This window comes from Vibrio sp. 1288 (genome assembly GCF_033344475.1).
Genome location: NZ_JAWPOX010000011.1, coordinates 99,789 through 125,810 on the forward strand (window position 1 = coordinate 99,789; position 26,022 = coordinate 125,810).

Annotated in this window: 23 protein-coding genes; 13 read left to right on the forward strand and 10 right to left on the reverse strand. The window is 43.7% G+C overall.

The genetic code is table 11. The features are described from left to right. Positions 1-137: 137 nt before the first annotated feature. Complete coding sequence (gene focA, locus R8O11_RS10620; protein ID WP_213869808.1) at positions 138-1,589, forward strand: formate transporter FocA; 1,452 nt, start codon at positions 138-140, stop codon at positions 1,587-1,589. 137 nt (positions 1,590-1,726) lie between these two features. On the opposite strand, the gene R8O11_RS10625 is transcribed toward focA, so the two are convergent. From R8O11_RS10625 to R8O11_RS10635, 3 genes are all read right to left on the reverse strand, one after another. Further along, positions 1,727-2,296 carry a YceI family protein gene (locus tag R8O11_RS10625; protein WP_017634178.1) on the reverse strand — a complete coding sequence of 190 codons (570 nt, stop codon included), beginning with the start codon at positions 2,294-2,296 and terminating at the stop codon, positions 1,727-1,729. Continuing rightward, positions 2,293-2,832: a cytochrome b gene (locus tag R8O11_RS10630; protein WP_047103577.1), complete on the reverse strand. Its 540-nt coding sequence runs from the start codon at positions 2,830-2,832 to the stop codon at positions 2,293-2,295. The genes R8O11_RS10625 and R8O11_RS10630 overlap by 4 nt, the downstream gene beginning before the upstream one ends. A 174-nt stretch (positions 2,833-3,006) precedes the next feature. Next, the gene (locus R8O11_RS10635; protein WP_042520836.1) at positions 3,007-3,249 is read right to left on the reverse strand and encodes a DUF2164 domain-containing protein; all 243 of its coding nucleotides are present in this window, start codon (positions 3,247-3,249) and stop codon (positions 3,007-3,009) included. A 183-nt stretch (positions 3,250-3,432) separates the two neighbouring features. Here R8O11_RS10635 and R8O11_RS10640 point away from each other — a divergent pair, with 183 nt between their 5' ends. Both R8O11_RS10640 and R8O11_RS10645 read left to right on the forward strand, forming a co-directional pair. Next, on the forward strand, positions 3,433-4,065 hold the full coding sequence (locus tag R8O11_RS10640) for a hypothetical protein (RefSeq protein WP_047103576.1): 633 nt from the start codon (positions 3,433-3,435) through the stop codon (positions 4,063-4,065). A 187-nt stretch (positions 4,066-4,252) separates the two neighbouring features. Continuing rightward, positions 4,253-5,041 (forward strand): EAL domain-containing protein, encoded by a 789-nt coding sequence (locus R8O11_RS10645; RefSeq protein WP_213971517.1) that lies wholly within the window; start codon positions 4,253-4,255, stop codon positions 5,039-5,041. A 27-nt stretch (positions 5,042-5,068) separates the two neighbouring features. Here R8O11_RS10645 and R8O11_RS10650 read toward each other — a convergent pair whose 3' ends face one another. The 3 genes from R8O11_RS10650 to R8O11_RS10660 form a co-directional block, all read right to left on the reverse strand. Continuing rightward, the gene (locus tag R8O11_RS10650) at positions 5,069-6,328 is read right to left on the reverse strand and encodes a DEAD/DEAH box helicase (protein WP_005376383.1); all 1,260 of its coding nucleotides are present in this window, start codon (positions 6,326-6,328) and stop codon (positions 5,069-5,071) included. Positions 6,329-6,395: 67 nt separating this feature from the next. Continuing rightward, a complete protein-coding gene (locus R8O11_RS10655) occupies positions 6,396-6,998 on the reverse strand; it encodes an ACP phosphodiesterase (protein WP_033906543.1) in 603 nt (200 codons plus the stop codon). Between the two features lie 81 nt (positions 6,999-7,079). Next, a complete protein-coding gene (locus R8O11_RS10660) occupies positions 7,080-7,253 on the reverse strand; it encodes a hypothetical protein (RefSeq protein ID WP_162488831.1) in 174 nt (57 codons plus the stop codon). Positions 7,254-7,567: 314 nt separating this feature from the next. Between R8O11_RS10660 and R8O11_RS10665 the strand changes: the two genes are divergently transcribed. Next, complete coding sequence (locus tag R8O11_RS10665) at positions 7,568-8,998, forward strand: methyl-accepting chemotaxis protein (protein ID WP_005376380.1); 1,431 nt, start codon at positions 7,568-7,570, stop codon at positions 8,996-8,998. 430 nt (positions 8,999-9,428) lie between these two features. Here R8O11_RS10665 and R8O11_RS10670 read toward each other — a convergent pair whose 3' ends face one another. Next, positions 9,429-10,097: an HAD-IA family hydrolase gene (locus tag R8O11_RS10670; protein ID WP_017820949.1), complete on the reverse strand. Its 669-nt coding sequence runs from the start codon at positions 10,095-10,097 to the stop codon at positions 9,429-9,431. A 195-nt stretch (positions 10,098-10,292) separates the two neighbouring features. Further along, positions 10,293-10,802: a hypothetical protein gene (locus tag R8O11_RS10675; RefSeq protein ID WP_005376378.1), complete on the reverse strand. Its 510-nt coding sequence runs from the start codon at positions 10,800-10,802 to the stop codon at positions 10,293-10,295. A gap of 145 nt (positions 10,803-10,947) precedes the next feature. Between R8O11_RS10675 and R8O11_RS10680 the strand changes: the two genes are divergently transcribed. The 4 genes from R8O11_RS10680 to glgC all read left to right on the forward strand — a co-directional run bounded on the left by R8O11_RS10680 (position 10,948) and on the right by glgC (position 16,697). Further along, positions 10,948-11,418, forward strand: coding sequence for a CreA family protein (locus tag R8O11_RS10680; RefSeq protein WP_005397614.1), 471 nt, complete (start codon positions 10,948-10,950; stop codon positions 11,416-11,418). Between the two features lie 233 nt (positions 11,419-11,651). Further along, positions 11,652-12,956, forward strand: a complete 1,305-nt coding sequence (locus R8O11_RS10685) for an inosine/guanosine kinase (protein ID WP_213971518.1) — start codon at positions 11,652-11,654, stop codon at positions 12,954-12,956. Positions 12,957-13,192: 236 nt separating this feature from the next. Continuing rightward, positions 13,193-14,941 carry a formate--tetrahydrofolate ligase gene (locus R8O11_RS10690; protein ID WP_213971519.1) on the forward strand — a complete coding sequence of 583 codons (1,749 nt, stop codon included), beginning with the start codon at positions 13,193-13,195 and terminating at the stop codon, positions 14,939-14,941. A gap of 538 nt (positions 14,942-15,479) precedes the next feature. Next, positions 15,480-16,697, forward strand: a complete 1,218-nt coding sequence (gene glgC / locus R8O11_RS10695; RefSeq protein ID WP_258510412.1) for a glucose-1-phosphate adenylyltransferase — start codon at positions 15,480-15,482, stop codon at positions 16,695-16,697. Between the two features lie 97 nt (positions 16,698-16,794). Here glgC and R8O11_RS10700 read toward each other — a convergent pair whose 3' ends face one another. Both R8O11_RS10700 and R8O11_RS10705 read right to left on the reverse strand, forming a co-directional pair. Continuing rightward, entirely contained in the window at positions 16,795-19,956 is a 3,162-nt protein-coding gene (locus R8O11_RS10700; protein WP_318194132.1) for a chitinase C-terminal domain-containing protein, read from the reverse strand. A 277-nt stretch (positions 19,957-20,233) separates the two neighbouring features. Continuing rightward, the gene (locus R8O11_RS10705; RefSeq protein WP_005376392.1) at positions 20,234-21,115 is read right to left on the reverse strand and encodes an AraC family transcriptional regulator; all 882 of its coding nucleotides are present in this window, start codon (positions 21,113-21,115) and stop codon (positions 20,234-20,236) included. Between the two features lie 206 nt (positions 21,116-21,321). On the opposite strand from R8O11_RS10705, the gene R8O11_RS10710 reads away from it, so the two are divergent. The 5 genes from R8O11_RS10710 (at position 21,322) to R8O11_RS10730 (ending at position 25,950) form a co-directional block, all read left to right on the forward strand. Next, complete coding sequence (locus tag R8O11_RS10710) at positions 21,322-22,470, forward strand: iron-containing alcohol dehydrogenase (protein ID WP_005376393.1); 1,149 nt, start codon at positions 21,322-21,324, stop codon at positions 22,468-22,470. Positions 22,471-22,764: 294 nt separating this feature from the next. Then, entirely contained in the window at positions 22,765-23,421 is a 657-nt protein-coding gene (locus R8O11_RS10715) for a lysoplasmalogenase (protein ID WP_005376394.1), read from the forward strand. Positions 23,422-23,590: 169 nt separating this feature from the next. After that, positions 23,591-24,325: an amino acid ABC transporter ATP-binding protein gene (locus tag R8O11_RS10720; RefSeq protein WP_258664798.1), complete on the forward strand. Its 735-nt coding sequence runs from the start codon at positions 23,591-23,593 to the stop codon at positions 24,323-24,325. Next, entirely contained in the window at positions 24,325-25,122 is a 798-nt protein-coding gene (locus tag R8O11_RS10725; protein WP_005376396.1) for an amino acid ABC transporter permease, read from the forward strand. The genes R8O11_RS10720 and R8O11_RS10725 overlap by 1 nt, the downstream gene beginning before the upstream one ends. 9 nt (positions 25,123-25,131) lie before the next feature. Then, entirely contained in the window at positions 25,132-25,950 is an 819-nt protein-coding gene (locus tag R8O11_RS10730) for a transporter substrate-binding domain-containing protein (RefSeq protein WP_318194133.1), read from the forward strand. Positions 25,951-26,022: the final 72 nt, after the last annotated feature.

Here is a 26,022-nt window from a genome sequence, read left to right on the forward strand (position 1 = left end):
GAGTACGCGGTTCGGGAACACCGCAAGCCTCAATGGTTTTGAAACCGAAGTCATTGAGGCTCTTAATAAAAACAACAATTTCATTTTTGAGTTAATAACCAAGGATTTTTTATGCGATTACAAATTAAGGAGTCAATATGGCGGTGACCAGTTCTCAAAATCACCAGTATTTTTCTCCAAAAGAGATGATGGTTGAAGCGGAAAAATTTGCGTTAAGTAAGGCAAACAAAACCAGCAGTATGACATTAAGCCTCGCGATTATGGCCGGCGCGTTCATCGGGTTAGCATTCTTGTTTTACATCACGGTGACCACCGGCAGTACGGGCGCTGGTTGGGGCTTGAGCCGCCTAGCTGGTGGACTCTCATTTAGCATGGGATTGATCCTCATAGTGATCTGCGGTGGTGAATTATTTACCAGCTCCGTCCTATCCAGTATTTCTTGGGCCAATAAACAAATCTCGTTCGGTAAGATGCTTTCGATCTGGGGCAAAGTTTACGTTGGTAACTTTATTGGTGCGATGTTCCTACTTGCGCTGGTTACTGCTGCTGGTCTTTATCAGATGGATGGCGGTCAATGGGGATTAAATGCGCTTAACATCGCACAACACAAACTTCACCACACTCTCATTCAAGCGTTTGCACTCGGTATTCTCTGTAACCTGTTGGTCTGCCTAGCGATTTGGCTGACATTTAGTTCTGCAAATGCAATGACAAAAGCAGCAATGACAATTTTGCCTGTGGCAATGTTTGTCAGCAGCGGTTTTGAGCACTGTGTTGCGAACATGTTTATGGTTCCACTTGGTATTGTTATCGCGAATTTTGCACCTGAATCTTTTTGGGCATCTGTCGGTGTGCCCGCGTCACAATACACAGACCTAAACATTAGCCACTTTATTACCGCTAACTTAATTCCTGTCACGCTTGGCAACATCGTCGGCGGAGCGGTATTAGTTGGCCTTTCAAACTGGTGTATTTTTCGCCGACCAGAACTAAAAGCAGCGAATATTTCTTCTATCACTACAACTACAACACTGTCGTCAGTTAAGGGTTTCACCATGAAAAATGCTTCTTTTGTTAAAGACATTATGAACCAAAAACCAGTCACTATTCGTGCAGAAACGCCAATTGCAGCCGCGCTGGATGTGTTACTTGATAACAACGTAACTAGCGCACCTGTTGTAGACGTACAAAATCGATTAGTTGGCTTCTTCTCTGCTCACGATGTGATGGTAGAACTATGGTGTGAGGACTACATTCCGGTGAAAGACCAAAAAGTCGTCGACATCATGAGCCGAGATGTGGTCGCAATTGACGCTGGTGATCGCCTCGTTGATGTTGTGGAATTCCTATGTATCGATAAAGAGCAGTTGTACCCAGCGAGCAGTATGGGTATTGCCACTCGCTTGACGTCTTTGTCTCTCGAAGAACGCGCTAAAAGTATCAAAGTAAGTAAGCCACAAGTGCTTCCTGTGCTTGAAAATGGGCAGATGGTCGGGGTGGTTACTCGTACTGAAGTATTAAAAGCACTACGCCCGATTTTTGGTGAGCGTTTAAACCTAGTGGAAAAAAGCGAGTTAGAAACAGCGTAATTCGCTAAACATTTACAACGTCTATTGGCTTTCAATCGCTATCACTGACGGGTTTATCGATGTTAGTGATGTGATTAAGATAATAAAAAAGCGCTCTTCAAGTGAAGAGCGCTTTTAGTGTATCTAAAAGGAACTAATTACTTCTTAATACCTTCGATATGAAGTTCCATATCGACGTAGCTTGAAGCACCCATTACTGGGATGTCAAAGTCAGCAAGCTCTAGGCGAGTGTTGCCAACAAAGCCAGCGCGCTCGCCGCCCCATGGGTCACTGCCAGCACCAACGAATTCAGCCTCAATAGTAATAGGCTTAGTAACACCGTGTAGCGTTAGATCACCAGTTACATCTAGTTTGCCATTGCCTTTATCAACCACTTTTGTGCTCGTAAAGGTTGCTTCACTGTATTTACCAGCATCGATGAAGTCACCACTACGAATGTGTTTGTCACGTTCAGCATGGTTTGAATCTAGGCTGGTTGTATCAACAACAACATTTACTTTTGAGTCAGCAATGTTGTTTTCATCAAAAGAAAAGTCACCAGAAAATGTATTGAAACGACCTTTGATGAAACTGTAACCCAAGTGGCTAACTTTAAAGTTGATTGAAGCGTGAGCACCTTTGGTATCGATGACATAATCTGCAGCTTGCGCACCAAATGGCAGTGCCATAGCGATAGCTAATCCTGTAGCGAAAAGTGACTTTTTCATTTTGAAGCTCCTAACATTTTTCTTAATGTGTTGTCTTTATCGATAAAGTGGTGTTTTAGTGCAGCAATAGCATGTAAACCTGCAATCAGGATGACTGCCCAAGCTGCATAGAAGTGAATCTCACCTGCAATATCTGATTGGCCTGGGAATAACTCTCCCGCTCCTGGCACGGTGAACCAATTAAACACTTCGATGCCGCGTCCATCAGACGTTGAAATGAGGTAACCTGAAACAAAGATGGTGACCAATAGTAGGTACATGACACCATGCGCTGCTTTAGCAGCAAGCACTTCGTAACGTTTGCCTTCTATCTTTGGTGACGCCGTCACATGTTTCCATACGATGCGTGCCAAAGTTAAAATAGCGAGTAAAATACCGACAGAGCGATGGTAATGCGGCGCAGTTCGATACCATTCGCTGTAATAGCTAAGGTCGACCATCCACAAACCCACTGCAAATAGACCAATAATGCACAGCGCTGATAACCAATGCATCACGCGTGCAGTAAGGTTGTAATTCTTTACCAGTGTATCCATCTCAAGTTCCTAGATATATTCCTAAGTTAATGCTGAGCAAGAAACACTACATTAACCTATTTACGTCATATGAAACAGATTATTTACCATCATTTACATCTAGCCAATGGTACCGTATCTATCAAGTTGTTCGAATTTTTTGAAGGAACTTTAAATCGTTTGTAAAACTGAAACTTACAGCTTAATTTCTTGTTCTATCTCATACAGCTCTTCGGAAACTTCTAACATTCTGCGTTCAACCAGTAACTTAGCATCTTCAACACCCTTGTTATAATAAATTGGCCCTAGTTTTTCTGTAATAAAATCAATTAGAAACTCACTATCGAACTGGCCAATTTCAACATCTAGCTCGTCTTGCATGTAATCTTGAATGGCGGTGGCCAGCGCCTCTTTTTGTGCGCGTTCTAGCTTTATCATTTTTTCCCTTTCAAATTTTTGTTCAACTTCTGCTTCTTTCATGTTGTTCTATGAAAGATTAGACACGGTCATTTGTGAGAAATTTGGTGTTTAGATCAAGAAGTTGCCGAAGTAAATTAGTCTATTCTCAAAAGACTATGCTAACCTTTTGCAGTTCGTTTTGTAATTATTAAGGGATATTCTTTGCTACTCGACCTAGTTATTCAAAGTGTTAATGATTTTCAAGACGACTGTCTTAAGCTGTGTGAAAAGCATTACCCTGCGGTGCATAACCAAGGCATGAGTGAGCATCATCTTGGTCTCGCGTTTTCAAGAAGGATGGAACATACTTTTCGTCACTTTGGATACAACTGCGTGATAAAGCCAATCGAAGTGTTGGATTATCCAGACCTTCCCCATCACTATCGAATTTCATCCGACATTGGCACTGTCTGGGTTCTGAGTCACCATATGGTCAGTGCCGGAAAATCTTGCCGGGAAAACTTACTCTCATCAATTACGGAATGGCAGAGTGAATATGGCTATGCCTTACAGCCTAATGACCTACTCTTTTTGGTTTGCGATCATTGGATAAGTCGCAGCAAAACGAGCCGAGAATTACTTCATTGGTGGATGGGTGAACTACCCGATCAGATCAACGAATACACAGAACAAGGAATCACACTGTACACCAGCGAGTCGCAACTCACGCAATCTTTGGACACTCGATTCGGTATTAGCCCTTGTTACATTAAGTTTGGGCATCCTTTACGGCGTTCGAACAAACAGCAGTTAGTCAGAAAATATTTGCAGTTGTATGCCGTACTGCAATGGTAGCATCAAATTGAAGTGCTGAGATTATCAATTATTTCATCAATTTGTTTGATATCACTCGACAAACCTACCCATCCATTACCATCGTTCTTGCTTGAGTTAATGAGCACACTTAGATTCATTGCCAATGAAATAGAAAAATTAGCGCGATAACGCTGATGTTGAGACATTGATTTAGGTTGTGGTAACAATGATGAGCATCTCGCAACTACTTAGTTGCATCCGGAAAGAAGCCGACGGGCAGTACATTGCGAAATACGCGAACTTCACTCTCCGCAGTGTCTTTCAACCCATATATAAGAACGATATTTCCATCGTTGGCCTTGAAGCACTGGTAAGAATTAGCAATGCCAATGGCACCATGGTTAGGCCAGATCAGTTTTTCCAATCCAAAGCGACTCCCACTCAAGATTTGCTCAATGTTGAACGCTTAAGTCGCCTAATCCATATCAAAAATTTCTCTCAGTCTCGCTTTCACACAAAACAATTGTTTCTCAATGTATTACCGGTAGCGGCAGAGATACTAGTCAAAGACATCACTTATAACCGACTGCTAAAACAAACCATTTATGAATCGCATTTGATGAATGAACAAATCGTCATGGAGTTACTTGAATTGAAGGTGGAGGATGAAGTCTCTTTGTCTCAAGCTGCTCGGGAGTTAAGTCTTGAAGGATTTAAATTAGCGATTGACGATTATGGCGTCAATGCATCGACAACTGAGCGAGTGAGAAGCGTTTGCCCAGATATAATCAAGATGGATCGCTCTTTATTGCTAAGGTATGAAAACGGTGATTTTAAAGCGCTTAACGATGCATTATCACTCGCAAAAGCGTTATGCTCTAAAACCGTTATCGAAGGAATTGAAACCGAGCATCAACTTCGCTTAATGAAAAAGCTCGGTTTCGATATGTACCAAGGGTACCTACTTGCTATCCCCCAAACGTTAGACGCCTATGAAGAGGCAAAAACAGCCTGACTATGTAAGAGCAAAAGTTTGCGCGGTTTAGCGAGAGCTACGTGATTTACCACGATTCTTATGAATCGCCAATTTTGCTTTTAGCTTACGCTTCTCAGATGAACGACTACGACGACGCCCACCCCCATTTTGTTCAGGCTCAACTTCTTCTACAAGACTTGGTTCGAAACCTGCCAGCCATTCTTGGGGTAAGCGTTGATCAAGCAGATTCTCGATAGCTTGCAACAAGTACTCCTCATCTCTACTCATCAGAGAAACCGCCAAACCTGACTTTCCTGCTCTTCCAGTGCGGCCAATTCGATGGACATAATCTTCTGCTTTGAATGGCATATCAAAGTTCACGACTTGTTCTAGCTCTTGAATGTCTAACCCTCGTGCTGCCACATCGGTTGCAATCAAAGCACGTACCTTACCTTGTTTAAATTCATCCAAAGCTCTTTGGCGGGCACCTTGTGATTTATCGCCGTTGATAGAAACCGCTTTGATGCCATCTAACTTGAGCTCTTTCGCTAACTCATCACTGCCTTGCTTCGTTTTTGTAAATACAAGCACTTGCTGCCAATTCCGCGAGCCAATTAAGTACGCTAGCAATTCACGTTTCCGTTTTTTATCCACTGGATAAACCATTTGTGTTACCGTTTCAGCAGTCGTATTTGCTGGTGAAACTTCGACTTCAACTGGCGATTCCATGAGTTTATACGCTATAGTTTTGATTCGCTTCTCAAATGTCGCAGAGAACAATAGGATCTGTTTCTCAGCAGGCAAACGTCGGAAGATGCGCTGCAAGTCAGGCCAAAATCCCATATCTAACATACGGTCGGCTTCGTCTAACACGAGCATACCGGTTTTAGAGATGTTTACGTTACCATTAAACAGGTGATCCAAAAGGCGGCCTGGCGTGGCAATCAAAATATCAGCGCCCTCTTCTAACTTTCTCTTTTGTACGCCAATGCTTGTACCACCATAAACACACACGATGCGAAGTTCTGTTTCTGCCGAGTACTGATTCAAATTATCAAATACCTGCTGTGCAAGCTCGCGTGTTGGAACCAAAATCAATGCTTGAGGTGTGCCGTTAAGTTTCTTTTGCTGAACGGTTTGTATGATAGGTAAACCAAACGCAGCCGTTTTTCCCGTACCAGTTTGTGCAGCAGCAAGTAAGTTTTTTCCTGCAAGGACGTGTGGAATTGACTTTTCTTGCACTGGTGTTGGCGTCACGATATTTAGATTGCCTAGCGTCTCGATTAGCTTTTGTTCGATGCCTAAATCAGCAAAATTAACAGACATGTGTAACCTCATTATTTTTGGAGCGCAGAGTTTACCAGAGCCCCTAAAGCCATACTACTTTTCTATCTCATTGAGTTGAGTCATTAAGCTGTTGCTGAAAATCATACGACTGGCGCAAAACATCTCGATAAAGTGACGAGAACTTCTCTTCTAATTCGGTGTAATCACTTTCAATCACTTTAAATGTTGTGGTTAAGTCTGCCATTCTAGGACTTCTTTGCGACATCCGATGTAGTGCAAATTCTATATTGTCTAGATCTTGATAGGATTGAAGCCATCGGCCATGCCACATCCTACTGTGGAGCACCAAAAAACGTGGCGGCAAATGTTCATGAACCTCTCGGTTTACTCTCTCGTATGCCGTTTGTACAAAGTGTTCGAGAGGCACGGAATGAAAGTCGTTCCAGTGTTTTGCGAGGCAATGATCCCAAAACATATCCAAAGCGATAGGTGCAAAACGTCGCGCAACACCAGTGAAATGAGGCTTACATTCGTTGACGATTGGATGATGGTCAGTAATACGGTCAACAAATCTATGTAATCTGATGCCATTTGAGATATCGCGATCATACAGCTTGCTTGGATCTCCTTTTACGAAGTCTCCAAGCAAGTTTCCCAATAAATGGCTGTTACTGTGATCTGCGATATGCAGGTGGGCTAGAAAGTTCATTCGACGCCAGTTTTGGCCTCTAGGGCTTGGTGTGACATGAACCTAGTATAACGTCAATTACGACGAGATGAGAGTGTTCCGCTATTCGGCTTCGTTGTCTGAGCCAACGTATTCCGACAAGATAATGCCAATTTCAAGCGCATCTAGCAGCTCTAGGCTCTCATCGTTTTGGTATTGGTCGCTCATTGTGACCTCCTTTATTTTAAGCTCTCTTGCTTTTACTTGCTGACGGGCTGGCTCTTGCCATATCCACATCAGCAACTCCTTTTTATAGTCTTTATATGACACATTCATGACAGCGAGAAGTAAAGATTTAAAAACCTATGAGCATAATCAAAAGTAAACGATTGCAATTAGGTTTCATATCCACTTAACACTTTAGAGAAATGACTCTTTTATCAACATTCATGTCAATTTAAAGATATAACATACTGTTATAGGCGTCCTTAGATCTCATTTCTTAAACTAAATTTAGTGTTCGTTACATATTTTGCTGATTAACTTCGCATATTTTGTTTCGATATAGCAATAGATTTGGTCAATATCTTTTATCTCTAATGGAGCTTTAAATGAGAGAAGTTGAGTTTAGAACGATAGACAGGCTGTTTATCAAGATGTCTATCAACGACAAAATGTGGGTTATATTCCTACTATTTTTAGTAGCCCTCACTTCAGTGGCTGGAAGCCGCTACTTCAATGAAATACAACAATTTGAGCAGCAAGCCATCTCGGCGAGCGAAGCGAAACTTTCTGGTATCGTTGATGCTCAATCAAACCGCGCTACAGAAATTGACGGCGTATCGAAATCGAACCGCGTAAGCGAGAGTTCTTTTGTCGATGGGTCTGTGACCGCTTATGCCAAGTTGCATTCTGGAGAAGTGATTAAGCTGACTCAAAATGTGTCCACACAATACGAATCGTTAAAATCATCAGCTCTATCGTCACTATTACTCAGCTTCTTATGGGTTATTCCTTTTGCCCTATTCTCTTACTGGGTGGCAACGTTTATCGGAGGAGCTCTGTGGGTTTTATATACAACAACCGAAAAAATTGGTGACGGTGACTTAACCTCTCGTCTTGGTTTCCATCCAGGTCGAGATGAATTCGGTACCATCGGCTGTGCGCTAGACAAGTCTATGGATACCTTAAGTGAACTGGTTAATAGTGTTAAAAATAATGCAACGATGTTGAGCGAGACATCTTCTGCATTCGAAAAAGATATGCAGTTGAGTGAAACCCAGATATCTCATCAATATCAAACGCTTGATTCAGTCGCGACGGCAATGGAAGAAATGACAGCCTCTGCAAAGGAGGTATCAAGTATTTCTCAACAAGCAACGACGCAGTCAGACCAAGATGCCCAGAAGATCGAACTAAGCAGAAGCCGTGTACAAAACGTGATTGGCGAGATAGAGACGTTATCTAGCTATATTGAACAAGCCTCTACGTCAGTAACCAATTTAAACGAGAATACGACGCAGATTAATGACGTGATCACAACGATTAACGCCATTTCAGAACAAACTAATCTGTTGGCACTAAACGCAGCAATCGAAGCAGCCCGTGCTGGTGAACAAGGTCGTGGATTTGCAGTGGTTGCCGATGAAGTACGTACATTAGCAAGCAGAACTCAACAGGCAACAGTAGAGATCCAAGCCATGATTGAGAAGCTTCAAATTGAGAGCCAGAACATTGCTTCAATCACCAACCGAACCGTTCAGCAAGCTCAAACCAGCAGCCAGCTTATTGATGAAATCGGCCATGATGTTACCTCTATTGCCGAGTCAGCACGCTCATTAATGGACATGAGCATTCAGATTTCCACATCTGCTGAAGAACAAAGCGCAGTGGCTAACGATATTGCATCGGAACTTTCAGAAATTCGTAGTCAATCAAGCACAATCAGAGAAGTGGCGGAGCAATCTACCGCTGGCGTCGCTAATCTCACGCAAGCCTCCGTTTCTCTTGGTGAGATATTACAACGCTACCGCACCGCATAACATTGTGGAACTTATGATCAACAAGGGCTCCTTAAGGAGCCCTTTTCTTTAAACCGTGTTCAACTATTACCTTCGATATTTTCTACGACATCCAAGTGGATATTTGAAGTGAATCTCAAGTTCTCGCTGTACCGGATGAAATAATGTTCTTAAACAAAGCGTTCCGCTATGCTTGATCTTGCCAATTCCAATTTGCTGCTGGAAAACAATATGAATAATTACAAAGACACAAAAGACATAGAGAACCTGAATTGCCCACTCTGCCAAGGAGATGAATATCTCATTTCATCGGATGGCGAGAAATTCACATGCGCTGCTTGCGGATTTCATACAAAAAACTTCTCATCTATCCAATGTCTACATCAAACGCCTTACCTACAGTCTAAACTTAAGCACATCCACAGCTTGAGTCCGGTTTGCCATTAGTAGGTCAAACAGAGCAGCCACACAGCTGCTCTTTTAATTCATCTAAATGATGGATGCGAATTACACGCTCGTCATCAACAAGATTGATAGCTTCACCATTAAATAACTGTATCGTTTTTATACCGGCGTTTAGTCCCGCCTCAACTCCTTTAGGCGTGTCATCAATATAAAGACAGTCACTTGGTAAAAAGCCCATGCTCATAGCACTGTACATGATTAAATCGGGCTCAGGCTTCCAACTATTCGCATCGAATGCCGAGAACACTTTCCCTCGGAAAGCATCGAGTAAACCGGTTAACTCCAAAGCGTATTCAATTTTATCTTTAGGTCCATTAGACGCCACACAATATTCGATATTATGCGAATCCAAAAACTGAATTAATCGTTTTGCGCCATCCATCGGCTGTAAGTGACGCACAAAAAGAGACTGGACTTCTTCTCGGTATTGCGGCTCTAAAACATCAATTGGGACTTTGATATCTTTCAATTCTTTAGTATCTAAAAGGATGTCAGCGAGCTTTCCTCCTTTAAAGTGAGAAACGCACTCTTCCATCGTTAACTCAGCCCCATGCTGGTTAAATACATTGACGAGCGCTTGGCAACACAGTCTTTCGCTGTCGACCAACGTACCATCACAGTCAAATATCACGCACTTAATATTGGTAATTGCCATAGCCATCTCCAGACGTCTTAAAGGCTCAAGCCCAAGCTGATTTTAAGAATGTTTGGATTAATCTTATTTGAGTTTGGGATTGTTGAAACGACGAGCTTGGCATTTCATGGAAATAGAAGGGAGCAATTACAGTTTTTCTAAGCAAGATCACCCAACGTCATCTTGCTTTACTTTTTATGCACATTGATGTGTAAGTTAGTTTTCGATAACCACTGAGTCTAACAGTTTTTGCTCGGTGCTTAGTCTTTTAGCCAGATCAGCCACAAACGAGCTTTTGTATTTTGATTCAGAAACAGCAACATCAGAGATGAGTGTATTTCCTTCGAGATGGCTAACAATAGCAGCACCAATTGGGACTCCAGATTTAAAACCAACATATAATTCAAAATCTGGCGTGAGGATAATCTGTGTCAGATATTCAATGATCATATCTTTATCATACTGCTGTTCCCAGCGCTGAGATTGCAAGATAGAGAACATAATGGTCAGTCGATGAAAATCGACCAGAAAAATATCGTCGGGGTTAAATTCAGAGTCACTTTCCAGTAGTGTGTCTTTGTCGACTACTTGATACGTTGCTTTTTCTAGCGTTTTGAAATAGACATCGCGCCCTTTCAAACTCTCTGGTGTCGGAAATTCAACTTCGACCAGATCATACAGCCATGTATTTTTACGCTCGATACTGGCTAACTGTTGTTCATTCATCTTGATACCTTCGTTTAGAGCAGTACATTAGCATGAAGCCCGCAACAAACCTAGCGCACATAGACCTTTCCGTGGCTAAATTTTGTTTTAGGTGCAAACCTCTGATAGATTTCATCAATATCTTTCCTAGTTAAGGACAAAAATAATGAAAAAGATGCTGTTAAGTGCATTGCTTGCTACTACTCTAGTTGGTTGTTCAGATAACGATGTTGCTGACGTGGGGCTCGGTTGGTTTACTTTGAAAGACATCAAAGTCGGTGAGTTGAAAGACGAGGTGGTAACAGGTGTCACATGTCACATCGCCTCTATCGAAGCGGATTTCAGCTTAGCAGATCCAAGTGATAGCTCAATATCATGTCGTCAGACTGGCGAAATCACACCGGAAATGATTGCAAAAATAGATAAGAGTAAGTCCGGTGAAATTGTATTTAAGAAGTCAAAAAGCATTTTCTTCAAAACAATGAAGGTTCGCCGTATTTATGATGCCGATAACCAAACCTTACTCTACTTGTCTTATACAACAAAAGAGACCGATGGTAGTTTTAAGCATAGCCTTTCGACAGTCCCACTTTGGGGTACCAAGGCTTACGTTGAGCCAACTGAAGTGAAAAAGTAACGCGGGTAAATTTAGTTAGCGCGGAGCAGGCTCTTTCCGGGCGCTGCTGAGCAACAAGTTTAAAAAACAACCCATTGCAATACGACAAGCGTCATAAATTGCAGCTGCTTTGGTTGCTATTTACTCAGCTCGCTGATTTTTTCAGCGAGCAGACTTCTTTGTAATAAATCGCCACGATTTTCATTTTTTTGTGATACAATCCCGCCTCTTTTTTTTCTCACTCAAGAACAAGCATGAAGTTTCCTGGTCAGCGTAAATCTAAACACTACTTCCCAACTCACGCTCGAGATCCATTAGTAAACCAAATCCGACAGGCACCTAAGCTATATCGCCCAACTATTGTTGGTGTCGGTCAAACCATTGTAGATATCGAAGCACGTGTAGATGACGCGTTTTTAGAGAAATACAACCTGAGTAAAGGACATTCGCTCGTTCTTGAAGAAAGCAAAGCAGATGCACTTTACGAAGAACTGGTTGAGCAAGGCCTGATCACACACCAATACCCAGGTGACACGATTGGCAATACTCTTCACAACTACTCAGTTTTAGCCGATAGCAAATCCGTTTTGCTCGGTGTGATGTCTAAGAACATTCAAGTCGGTTCTTTTGCTTATCGCTACCTTTGCCGTACGTCTTCACGCATGAACCTTAACCATTTACAAACGGTAGATGGCCCTATTGGTCGCTGCTACACCCTAATTTCTCAAGACGGTGAGCGTACATTTGCTATCAACGAAGGTCATATGAATCAACTGCTTCCGGGAAGCATTCCTGAAGAGATCTTTGAGAAAGCATCAGCCCTGGTTGTTTCTTCTTACCTAATGCGTGGTAAAGAAGAAGATCCAATGCCTAAAGCGGTACAAAGAGCGATCGACTTTGCTAAGAAGCACGATGTCCCTGTTGTACTTACGTTAGGGACAAAGTACGTTATCGAAGGTAACGCACAGTGGTGGCAAGAATACATTCGCGAAAACATTTCTGTTGTCGCTATGAATGAAGAAGAAGGTGCGGCGCTAACAGGTGAAACAGAGCCGCTAGCAGCTGCAGATAAAGCGCTTGAGTGGGTTGATCTCGTACTTTGTACAGCAGGACCAAATGGTCTGTACATGGCTGGTTACACCGATGAGAAAGTAAAACGAGAAACCACACACGACATCCTTGAAAGCTCCCTCGAAGCCTTTAACCAGTACGAGTTTAGTCGTGCGATGCGTAAAGAAGACTGTCAAAACCCAATGAAGGTCTACTCTCACATCGGCCCTTACCTTGGTGGACCACTAGAGATTAAGAACACTAACGGTGCAGGTGATGCAGCCCTTTCAGCCTTACTGCATGACATGGCAGCAAACTCTTTCCACCAAAAAGAAGTGCCTAACTCAGAAAAGCACGAAGTACGATGCTTAACCTACTCCTCGCTTTCTCAGATCTGTAAATACGCAAACCGAGTAAGCTATGAAGTGTTGACGCAGCACTCTCCTCGCCTATCGCGAGCGCTTCCTGAACGAGAAGATAGCTTAGAAGAAACTTATTGGGATCGTTAAAACGACAGCGTTAGAGCTAAAAATATATCAAGGTCACCATTTGGTGGCCTTTTTGTTTTTATCTAGCACTATAACGAGTAGATTTCGTTAGTATGTCGCACAATACGAAGCAGTAAACTCTTTACAAGCCTAACCGAAACAGTACCATCACCAAGCAGACCTTTGCCTCACAATAATACTCGTTATAACTCAGGTAGTTTTTCAACGCTACCTGTGTGCCACTTTGGGGATTCTCCATGCAGTCAGATATCGAAATTTGCCGAAACACACCACTTTCTTCTATTGATGTTATCGCGGAAAAAGTAGGACTATTGCCCGAAGAGTATGACACTCACGGGAAGCACAAAGCCAAAGTCCACCCAAAATGTTTGGAACGACTCAAAGCAAATGATGACGGTAAACTTGTACTCGTCACTGCGATCACGCCGACTCCTCTTGGCGAAGGAAAAACCGTTACGACGATAGGATTGGCGCAAGGTTTAGCAAAGCTTAATCAATCTGTTATTGCATGTATAAGGCAACCTTCGATGGGACCCGTCTTCGGTATTAAAGGTGGCGCAGCGGGCGGTGGTTATTCTCAAGTAGCTCCAATGGAAGAGTTAAACTTACACCTTACTGGTGACATTCACGCAGTGACAGCGGCGCACAACCTTGCTTCAGCCGCTCTTGACGCTCGCTTGTTCCATGAGCAACGCGAAGGTTATGATGCCTTTGAAGCACGTACCGGGTTAAGAGCACTTAAAATCGACACGGCCAGTATTACTTGGAAACGAGTGATGGACCATAATGATCGTGCACTACGTAAAGTCAAAATTGGCCTCAATGATGCAGGAAAAACCATCAATGGTTTCGAGCGTGGCGAAGGGTTCGATATTTCAGCCGCTTCCGAGTTAATGGCTATCATTGCACTAGCCAAAGATTTAAAAGATTTACGCCAACGTATCGGGAAAATTGTCGTAGCGTACGATTTGAACGGAACCCCCGTCACTACGGAAGATCTACAAGTTGCAGGAGCAATGGCAGTAACACTAAAAGAGGCGATTGCACCAACACTGATGCAAACTCTAGAAGGTGTTCCTACGTTGATCCATGCAGGTCCATTTGCAAACATCGCCCATGGAAATTCATCCATTATCGCGGACGATATTGCGCTAAAACTGTCAGGTTACACGGTAACTGAAGCCGGTTTTGGTTCGGATATGGGATTTGAGAAAGCGTGTAACATTAAAGCTGCTGCCGCCAACAAAGCCCCGGACTGTGTAGTGATCGTAGCAACATTACGCGGCCTCAAAGCGAATTCCGGACACTACGATTTACGGCCAGGTATGGCTATTCCAGATTCCATTTTTAATCCGGACCAAGCAGCATTGGAGGCTGGGTTTGAAAATTTAAAATGGCACATAAATAACGTTCATAAATACGGTTTACCTGCTGTCGTTGCCATTAACCAGTTTCCACAAGATTGTGTGAAAGAGCTTAAAGCTCTTGAAGAGCTGATTCACCAATTTAATCCCGAAGTTAAAGTAGCCATCAGCACCGCTTTTTCGCAAGGCGGACAAGGCGCAACGGAACTAGCTCAACATGTTATTGATGCGTGTACCACGCCTGTAGAGTTTTGTCCGTTATACAACAAAGAGCAATCATTACTCGAAAAGCTCATGGCAGTATGTGAAGCGGGCTATGGAGCAACCAATATAGAAATGACTCCTATCGCGACTGAACAGCTCAAACATTTTGAGCAATTAGGCTTTAACAACTTAGCGGTTTGCATCGCGAAGACACCACTATCTATAACCACGGACTCCGCAGTCAAAGGCGCACCAACTGGTTTTACCGTCCCAATCCGCGAGCTGCGCTTGTGTGCGGGCGCAGGATTCATTTATGCATTATCTGGAACCGTGATGACGATGCCAGGCTTACCTGATAAACCCGCATTTATGAATTTAGATCTTGATGATGAAGGAAATATCGTCGGTCTCTCTTAGTGCAGTGATAACGTATCGCTATCAGTGATAGTGAACATATTCATTGAGTGAGTGGTCTACTTACCTATCCACTCACTCTCAACAACTGTGAAAAGAGTTGTCTCAGGCCTTCTACTCTTGAATTGTTGATACAAAGCTCTCTTGCCTTACATCAACGCGCCTGTTTTAGACCTTTAGAGTTAAGACGCTAACCCTAAGCCTTGTTTAGCCATAGTTATTAAGCTAGAAAACCCTATTTATCTTCTTGTTTTGTAGCCACTTTACATTGTAAATCCATACTTGTTGACCTCTCCTTTCTACAATTTTGCGCCAATTTGATGCACGGGCTATTTAGCGCTTCACTAATATGGTGCAGTTGTCTTACAGTGAAATTTTAACCTCCTTGATTTTTAAGGAGATATTCTATGGCTCGATTCTTGTAGTAGACTTTTCACTAATAAGCACATTAGCACATGCTTTTCAAAACCTCTGCGTTGCATACCACCTCCTTCAGGTTAGCACCGTTTTGATGCATGTCAGAAAAGGGAAAGGGAACACTATGGAAGACGCACTCGCCGTAATTTTAGCAGGAGGGATGGGGTCTAGACTCAGCCCACTCACCGATGACAGAACCAAGCCAGCCGTACCTTTTGGCGGAAAATATAGAATTATAGATTTCACACTAACCAATTGTTTACATTCGGGTTTACGCAAGATCCTTGTTTTAACCCAATATAAATCTCATTCACTTCAAAAACACTTACGAGACGGCTGGTCGATATTCAATCCAGAGCTAGGCGAGTACATTACTGCTGTTCCACCACAAATGCGCAAAGGTGGTGCATGGTATGAAGGAACCGCCGATGCGATTTATCACAACATGTGGTTGCTATCGCGAAATGATGCAAAGTATGTGGTTGTGTTATCCGGCGATCATATCTATCGAATGGACTACGCCGCAATGCTTGAAGAGCATAAAGAGAAAGGTGCTAAGCTCACCGTTGCCTGTATGGATGTTCCCGTAGTGGATGCTTCAGCATTCGGTGTAATGGGCACCGCAGAAAACGGGCTCGTTACTTCGTTTATAGAGAAACCTGAAACCCCACCTACCCTTCCAGGAAGCAAAACCAGAAGCCTCGTTTCCATGGGGATCTATATCTTTGATATGGATGTTTTAAAAGAAGCGCTTGAAGAAGACTCAAAACTCGATTCATCAAGCCATGACTTCGGAAAAGACATCATACCTAAGCTGATTGATACCGAATCCGTTTACGCTTATCAATTCTGTGGTAGTAAAGGGCGCGTTGATAAGGATTGCTACTGGCGCGACGTGGGTACCATTGACTCCTTCTATGAAGCGAATATGGATCTGCTAGAACCAGTACCACCAATGAACCTATATCAATCCAATTGGGCGATTCGTACTTACGAGCCGCAGTTTCCACCAGCTCGTACTGTATCGTCGGCTACGGGTAATGAAGGTATTTTTATTAACTCCATCATTGCTACCGGTGTCATCAATTCCGGCGGCTCAGTACAGCACTCCATTATTTCTTCTAATGTACGCATCCAAGACAGTGCAACGGTAGTCGATTCCATCATTTTTGATGACGTAGAAGTCGGTGAAGGAAGTCAGTTGGTCAACTGCATAGTTGATAAACATGTTCGTATTCCGCCACATACTCAAATTGGCATCAACAAACTTGAAGATGCGAAGCGATTTAAAATCTCAGACAAAGGTATTGTCGTCATACCCGAAAGTTACCAATTCGATTAAACGACAAACTATCACAACAAAAAAGCGCACGATAATCATCGTGCGCTTTTGTTTAAGTGCCTGTAAACATTAGGCTATAACAAATAATCCATAATAATTAGATATTACATACCGTTGACCAGCTACCATCTGTACCCGGTTCAGCCGCTGTCCACCAGTTCGCTTGGTAAACCACACCGTTGTGGATGATCTTATCACCTTGGTTAGCGTGGCTTGGATTACCTGCCCAATCCGTTTGTGGCAGAGCTGGGTATGTCACTAAACCTGTCGTATCACACGTACCTGGTTCAGTGGTACCACCACCCGTGCCCGCATTGAGATCACCAAGTGGTAGATCTGGCTGTTCAAACTTGAACGCAAACTCTTTACCACCAGAAATCACTGAGTAGTTAGCCGGACCAGAGATTGGTAGGTAGTAAACCATATCAAGCTCGTAAGTGCCGCCCGCTGGCAAGTCTTTCCATGCTGGTAGAGAGAACGACACACGGTGCATTACGCCATCTAAGCCACCAATGTTGTTTGCTCGAGTATGTCCAGAAGCAATCACTTTCAAACCACCACTTGATTGGTCTTTCGCGTTGTCCGGCGCAGATACTGGGATATCGAATTGGAATTCAGTACCGCCAGGGATCGCTTGACCAGTGTTGTTCGTAAACGTGATTTTCGGGTTAATTGGGTAGTTTTGGTCGCCAACTTTGAAGCCGCCAACACTAACAGTAATGTCTACTGCTTCAGTTGGTGTTGGACCAGTCGCTACTTTGTTGCCGTAAGGCGTCGCAGACTTAAACTTGTCGTAGATAGCTTTGGTCATAGTGTTACCCATGTGGTATTCACCATTACCCGCCGCACAAGCTTGTTCAGTGGCATCTACTGCCGTACGATTACCATTTGCATCCAGTACGTAACAGTTGTAGTCACCGGCTAGTTCCCAGAACATGATACCGCCGATCTCTTTATCGATAACGTAATCGGCTTTCACCTCGATAGAAGCTTTATCTTCCGTAGATAGGAATACGCTCTTCTCTGCGTTCCACAACCAAGGTGCCACAGCAACGCTATCGTAATGACGAGTATAAGTACCAACAAACTTATCTGAAGGATCGTTGACAGGGTCAAGACCGTAAGCAGCTGCGTAAGAGCCCCAAATACCGTTTTCTAGGTTCTTAGCATGCCACATTGGGTTAGAACCAGCGCCCATTTCGTTTCCTTTAGGGTCGGTATCATGCCACATGTTGTCGATACCAATAGCGCCGTGACCACAGTTGTTCTTCTCACCTTCACCTGTGCCCGGTTGGCACTCTGCTTGGTTTGGTAGTGCCGCTCGGCCCCAAAGGCCATTTTCGCCACCAGTAACACCTTGCCAACCACGGGTGTAGTAAGGAACACCAATGTTGATACGACCTGCTGGCATAGAACCACGGAAGTAATGGTAAGCCCAGTCTGTGTTCAAGTAACCGATACCACCGTATGCAGCAGTGCCGTATACGTTCCACTGCGCTAGCTCCGAGTCTTTACCTGTATCGAATAAAGCCGCGTTGTGACCAACGTGATCATTCCAAGCCCCATGCAAGTCGTAAGACATGATGTTTACGTAGTCTAGGTACTTAGTTACATCGAAGGTTTCCATCCCACGTAGCAAGTAACCTGAAGATGGTGCTGCGATAGTCAGCATATAATGAATACCATCTTGCGCGGATGCCGCATCAAGTTTCTCACGCAATACTTTCATCAGCTCTTGGTAAGACGCCCATAAATACTGACGACGTGGTTCCATGAAGTCTTTGTCGTAAGGGTTACCAGCACCAGCCATTGACGTCGGGTATTCATAGTCGATATCCAGGCCATCGAACTTGTACTGACGCATCATTTCAACGGCTGAAGTTGCGAACTTCTCAATACCAGCATGATTAATAGAACCGTCCGCATTCGTCGTCATGGTGTAGAAGCCACCATCAGCTACACGATCGCCGTTCGTATCGAAGTGACCGCCCGTTTCAGCCCAACCACCAATCGAGATTAGCGTTTTAACATCATGTTTTTGCTTGTAAGTTGCTAGTGCACCAAAATGACCTTTAAAACCAAGAGCGGGATCTACCTCAACGCCTGGCCAAGTTTTACCTGTAGCAGGGTTGTTAGGATCATTTACGTCGCCAACGTTTACTTTGCCGTCAGAACCAATGCTCACAAACGCGTAGTTAATGTGAGTAAGTTGTTCCCAAGGAATGTCTTTAACAAGGTAAGTCGATTGTGGGTCGTCACCTGATCGCCAACTGGTGAAGTAGCCGATTACACGACGTGGGTGATCAGCCCCCATTTTCTCACGGCCTTCTTCGTCATAAATAGAACAGTAAGGAACATCTACACCCGTTGTTTGATAAAGACCATCAGGACGACAATTAGATGTCACTGCGCCGCCGTTTACTGTTAACGTCGCAATTGCAGAATCTGCTGTTGCTCCAGCATCATCGGTTGCTCTCGCATAAACACTTAATGAGCCAGCTTGTGAAGGGGTTACATCCAGCGTGTATGGCGCTGTTGTAGCAGTGCCAGCAAGCACACCTGCAACATAAAAATCAACTTTAGCAACGGTACCATCCGCATCCGTAGCATTTGCAGTCAGTGTTACGGAACCACCCAGGTCAATAGAGCTCGCAGAAAGCGCGACATCCACTGTCGGCGCTTCGTTACCAGGTTGCGCTGATGCCACAGTTAACGTCACAACACTTGCCGTACTAACGGCACCTGCATCGTCATAGGCCTTGGTAGAGAACTCGTGCTGTCCTTCAGTTGCTGTCCACGATGCAGCATACGGCGCAGACGTTGCCTGACCAACTAATACACCATCAACAAAGAACTCTACTTTGCTAACAGTCCCATCAGTATCTGCCGCATCTGCAGCTAGGTTAACAACATCACCCGCAGTCACAGAAGCCGACGCAGAAGGCGATGTCAGAGTAACCGTCGGGACTTCATTCTGAGGTGGTTCAACCGGTCCAGTGCCATCACAAGCGCCAAGTGTTTCCCACTCGCCCCACTCACCAGATTGCGCTGGATTGTTGTTTTGCGTCCAGTAACGCGCTTTATAAGCATTACCTTCATGCTGAACTTGGTCGCCACCGTTATAAACTTTTGATGATTGCCAAGTTTCTAGAGGGGCACAGTCAACTGCTGCGTAGCTATTGAAGGCCATAAGACAAGAAGCGGTGAGTGTGCTTAGTGTGAACACGTTTTTCACTGCGTTGCCGTTTTTAAGGTGCATAATCGCTCTTCCTTAAGTTATTGTTAAAACAATACTAAATGCGCTAAACGAAGCGCATCTATACTTTTATTTCGACGTAAAATAACTTAAGTACAAGTTGGTGATTTCACACTATCTATTTACGAGTTTTCCACACCGCCTCGCAACAATCCACTAAATGATTGCAACAACGTACCTATTATTTGGCACCAGTAACTAATTTTATAACTCAAATAAATATGTCACTCGCAAATTAATAAAAAAGGTAAAAAAAGTCGCCATTTTGAAATAAAGATCACTAAGCCTTTGTTGACCTTGGCGTTTCATTAAAATGCCGCTTGTACTCGCGACTAAACTGTGATGGGCTCGTGTACCCGACCATTCTCGCTGCATCATTAACACGTCTCCCCTCTAACTGGATCAATTCGCGCGCTTTGTTAAGTCGAACTTTCTTAATATATTGCAACGGAGATTCAAGCGTGACATTGCGAAATGCTTGATGGAAAGCAGACACACTCATGTTGGCTTCTTCAGCCAATGCTTGTACGTTCAACTGTTCATGATACGCTTGATGTACACGATTTAGTGCTTTAGCTACCCTCGCGTAAGAACCTTCTTGATGTGCTAGGTCAAATAAAACATACCCCTCTTTGCTCACCAAAGTACGATACACAATTTCCTCAAGAAGCAACTCGCCAAGCATGATGACATCAAGCTCGTTACACATTGCTTTCATTAACCGTTTGCACGCATCCAACATACCTTCATTCATACGTACCGACTTAAGGCCGCAACGGGTAGCATCCAGACACTTATTACTGAATTTTTCAGCCTCTAATTTTTTAACGAGTTTATGAAGAAGCGTTGGCGAAATATCTATCGAAATGCCAAGTAAAGGCTCATTGTTTGTCGCAAACGCTTCGCACTCTAGTGGCATGGGAACCCCGACAACAAGGTAATCATCGGGCCCATATTGCACTGGTGTATCACCAATATGAATGTTCTTATGCCCTTGACCCAATACGATGATGCCGGACTGATAGACAAACGGCTGGCGATGATTCCCTTTGCTACTGCGATAAAACCATACGCCATCTATCGCTGTTTTCTTCATACCTTCTAGGTCATGCAGCCCCTGCTTTTCAACATATTGCTGCATGATATTTGCGAGAGTGTGCATTAGAGCGCTCCATCAATGACCAACGAGTTTGGTCTCTATTATCGTTTCGAGCACTATACTTCCTCTCGACTTTAACTTTCTAGCTCAAGAGCATTAATTTTGTAGAAATAGGCAAATTATTTGCAGAAATCGACCTGTTAACCATCATTAATCAGGACTAATATGCATGTATTCAATCTCCTTCACTGGAAGCAAGAGGGCTAATAATGAACTTTTCTTATGTAAACCCAACCAAGATTTTCTTTGGTCAAAAACAAATCGCAGCAATCAAAGAAGCTATCCCATCCGACCAAAAAGTTTTAGTGGTATACGGTGGTGGCTCCATCAAAAAAAATGGCGTGTACGACCAAGTAGCAGAAGCTCTTGAGGGACATGAATGGCTAGAGTTTTCAGGTGTTGAACCAAACCCAACCAAAGAAACACTCGATAAAGCAGTCGCAATGGTAAAAGAGCATGGTGTTGATTTTATTCTAGCGGTAGGTGGTGGTTCAGTCATCGATGGTTCCAAATACGTAGCAGCGGCATCAATGTATGATGGTGATGGTTGGGATATCATGATTGGTAAGCACCAAGTCACTGAAGCGACGCCTCTAGCTGCAATTTTGACATTGCCAGCAACAGGCTCAGAGTCAAACATGGGCGCAGTTATCACTAAAAAAGAAACTCAAGACAAACTTCCGTTCATGTCTCCAGCAGTGCAGCCAAAATTTGCCGTGTTAGACCCAGATGTAATGAAAACACTGCCAGAACGCCAGCTTATCAACGGCATTGTTGACGCATGGGTGCACGTATGTGAGCAATACTTGACGCTTCCTACCGGTGCAATGGTTCAAGATGGTTACGCAGAAACACTGCTGAAAACTTTAAAAACACTCGGAGAACAGTTTGCGGAACGAGACGACGATATGTGGCGCGCAAACTTAATGTGGTCTGCTAACCAAGCATTGAATGGGTTAATTGGTAGTGGCGTTCCACAAGACTGGGCGACACATATGATCGGCCATGAATTAACCGCTCTATGGGGCGTTGATCATGCGCGTTCTCTTGCAATTGTCCAACCATCGTTACTTCGTAACCAAATGCAGTTTAAGCGCCCTAAGTTAGAACAAATGGGTCGCAACGTATTTGCTCTTGAAGCAGGTGAGGATTTAGCAGAGCGCACAATCGAAGCTATCGAAGCGTTTTATCATCAACTTGATGTCGCAACTAAGCTCGAAAACTATGGTGAGAGCCGTGAACAAGCTATCGATGCCATCATTGATCAACTAAACAAACACGGCATGACTGTTTTAGGTGAAAACCAGGCGATCACACTTGAACGTAGCCGAGAAATCTTAGAGTTAGCTGTCTCATAACTGCAACAATTCTTCACTGCCCTTCCTAGGGTTTAACGGTATTGTGACTTAACAGTCACAATACCGTTTTTTTATGCTATTTTGTAAGCCACATCACGTTCAAAACGAGGAGGCTTCTAAAAACAACGATTCCCTCCAGACAAAAAATCGGCCGTGTTGGTTAGTAAAGAGACAACTGTCCAGCTTTACACAAATAAAAATAATTGAGATCAAAGAACGAGTTAACTCGTTAATTAAGTTTTGATTTGTTGTAGTGATGTACTACATAATTTTGTCTGTTCGAGAAAACACTTTATGTGGCTAGTTGTTGTCGTATTAGCATTCATACATATCATCAGTATCCGTAAAGGCTCTAAATGGCTCTTTTACGTTTCTAAACCATTACCAGTGCTCTGTATGCTTGGTATTTTAATTCAGTCCCCGGCTTACCCAATGCCATATGCGCATTGGATTTTGATTGGCTTATCGCTCTCGTTGCTTGGTGACGTGTTATTAATGCTCCCTAGAGACAAGTTCATTACAGGATTAGTGCTCTTTTGCTCTGCCCATCTCTCCTATAGTTATGGTTTTGCCATCATGTCAGCGTGGCATTTTACACCTTGGCTCCCAATTGCCTTGTTCGGACTCGGTATATGCGTCTACTGGTTGTTCCGACCGGATCTCGGTAAAGAAAAACGGCCAGTTGCTAGTTATATATTGGTACTGATGACTATGTGCTGGGCTTCGATCGAGTATTATTTGAGTGGGAAAACACAATCCTCCTCTTTTGCAGTGCTCGGAAGCTTTATCTTTATTATCTCTGGCATCGTATTGGCTTTCGAACGCTTTGGAGGACGGTCAATATTTTCACGACAAGTTGTCATGGTGACCTACTATTCTGCACAGACACTAATGGTTATGTCTGTTGTTGCGATTGTTGTTCGTTATCCGTATCTCGTTGAACTGAGTTAGTCATACTCTAGACTCTAGACTGCACCAACATTAAAGAAACATGGATGTATCTTGTAAGCGATCTGAATAGAGTCTTAAAATCATCGCCTAAACATTAGCTTATTCTTAATGAAATTACGCGCACAACTTGCTATTGTAAAAGGATATTTTTCCGTTATAGCGTGCCCCTTTGAAAGAGAATACTCCCGTCGTTGAGTTTAGCGACGTAAATAAGTGGTATGGCGATTACCACGCTCTAAAAGACATCAACTTCTCCGTGCATTCTGGCGAGATCGTCGTGGTGTGTGGCCCTTCAGGTTCCGGAAAATCAACGCTCATTCGTTGCATCAACCATCTTGAATCGATTCAAGAAGGCCAGCTTCATGTGTTCGACCAGCCTTCTCACGCAAAATCTCTCAAGCCCGGTAAAATCGGCATGGTGTTCCAACACTTTCACCTTTTTCCTCACTTGACTGTACTGGAAAACCTCACCTTAGCGCCGATTCGCACACTCAAATTATCAAAACAAGAAGCTGAAAAACGCGCAAAACATTACCTAAAGCGAGTCAATATTGAAGAGCAAGCGAGTAAGTATCCTATCCAGCTTTCTGGCGGTCAGCAGCAACGCGTCGCGATTGCCCGCTCCTTGTGTATGGAACCGGATTTACTCCTGTTTGACGAGCCAACTTCAGCGCTTGATCCGGAAATGATCAACGAAGTGTTGGATGTCATGGTTGAGCTGACTCAAAGCGGAATGACGATGATTTGCGTCACGCATGAAATGGGATTTGCCAAAAAAGTAGCGAACCGCGTGGTATTTATGGATGAAGGCCAAATCTTGGAAATGAACTCTCCAGTCGCCTTATTTGAGACACCACAGCATCCACGCACCCAAGCATTTTTGAACCAAATTTTAAGTTACTGATGATAGTTCGCGTAATCAAACCTGTCCTTCAAGCTTTACTGCAAATGACGCTCCTCTTCATAGCGATTGTGTGGGTGTTGGACTCTGGTGCCGACGCTATGGGCTATCAATGGCAATGGGAGCGCGTACCTGATTACATCGCTTTTTATGAAGATGGCGAATGGTGGCCGGCAGAACTTATTGATGGGCTATTGGTCACGCTTAACATCTCTGCTATTAGTCTATTTTTTACCTTAGTGTTGGGGTTGGTCACCGCGTTACTAAGGCTTAGCGATTCGAAAGTCGGCAATGTTATTGGTACCACTTATGTCGAAGTAATACGTAACACGCCGTTGTTGGTGCAAATCTATTTACTCTACTTCGTGTTTGGCCCCGTGATTGGTTTGGACCGATTCAGCACCGCCGTTTTGGCATTATCCCTTTTCCAAGGTGCCTACACCGCGGAAATATTCCGTGCAGGTTTAAACAGTATTCCTAAAGGGCAATTCGAAGCAGCACAAACTCTCGGACTATCACCGTTTTACACCTACAAAGACGTGATTTTGCCTCAGGTTTTACAGCGCACATTACCGCCATTAACCAATGAAGTGGTTTCTTTGATCAAAAACTCTTCCATTGTAAGCGTGATGGCGATTTTTGATCTAACGACACAGGCACGCAACATCGTCTCAGAGACGGCGATGCCGTTCGAAATTTGGTTTACCGTGGCAGCAATTTATCTTGCTCTCACTCTGTCACTTTCTGGCTTGTCTGCATGGCTAGAACACAAACTCGGAGCCAGTTGGCGCAAATTATAAGGAGATAACATGAAGTTATTCAAAGCGACCATTACTGCATTATTAGGGCTAGCCATAGCTATGCCTACAATCGCGAAAGAAGATGTCGCCACACCCAATGTAGATCAAATCAAAGAACGAGGCACTTTGCGCGTTGGTATGTCAACATTTGTACCTTGGGCAATGCGTAACAAGCAAGGCGAGTTAATCGGTTTTGAAATCGATGTTGCCAAACGCTTAGCAGAAGATTCAGGTTTGAAAGTGGAATTCGTACCGACTGCGTGGGATGGCATTATTCCCGCACTACTGGCGAAAAAGTTCGACGTGATCATCGGTGGCATGTCGGTTACGCCTGAGCGTTCCAGAAGCGTCTTGTTTACTGAGCCCTACTCGCACTCAGGCGTTCAAGTAGCAGCAAACAAAGAACTCGCCTCTGGTTTTAGCGAATTCTCCGATTTTGACTCACGACGCGTAAAAATAGCGGCTCGTCGCGGTGCATTCACCGTTCAAGTCGCCAGAGAAACCTTCCCGAAAGCGAAGATTCTGCAATTTGATGACGACGCGCAAGCGTTCCAAGAGGTGCTGAATGGTAACGCCCATGCGGTTATTGCTTCTAGCCCAAAACCAGAACATGAGACAGTGAAACACAGCGACAAGCTATTCCTTCCATTCTCTGAGCGACTATCAAAAGGTAACGAAGCCTTTGCGGTTCGCTTAGGGGAGGAAGATAAAAAAGCCTTTTTCAATAAATGGATTGAAGAAAGAACCCAAGATGGATGGTTAAAACAGCGTTATGAATACTGGTTCTCGACATTAGATTGGCAAGAGCAAGTCGCGCAAGGCCAGTAATCTAAATGGCTCGTGGTCTTCGCGAGCCTATACTTTTTAATCATCCATTTTACTTTTCCATCATCTATCGGA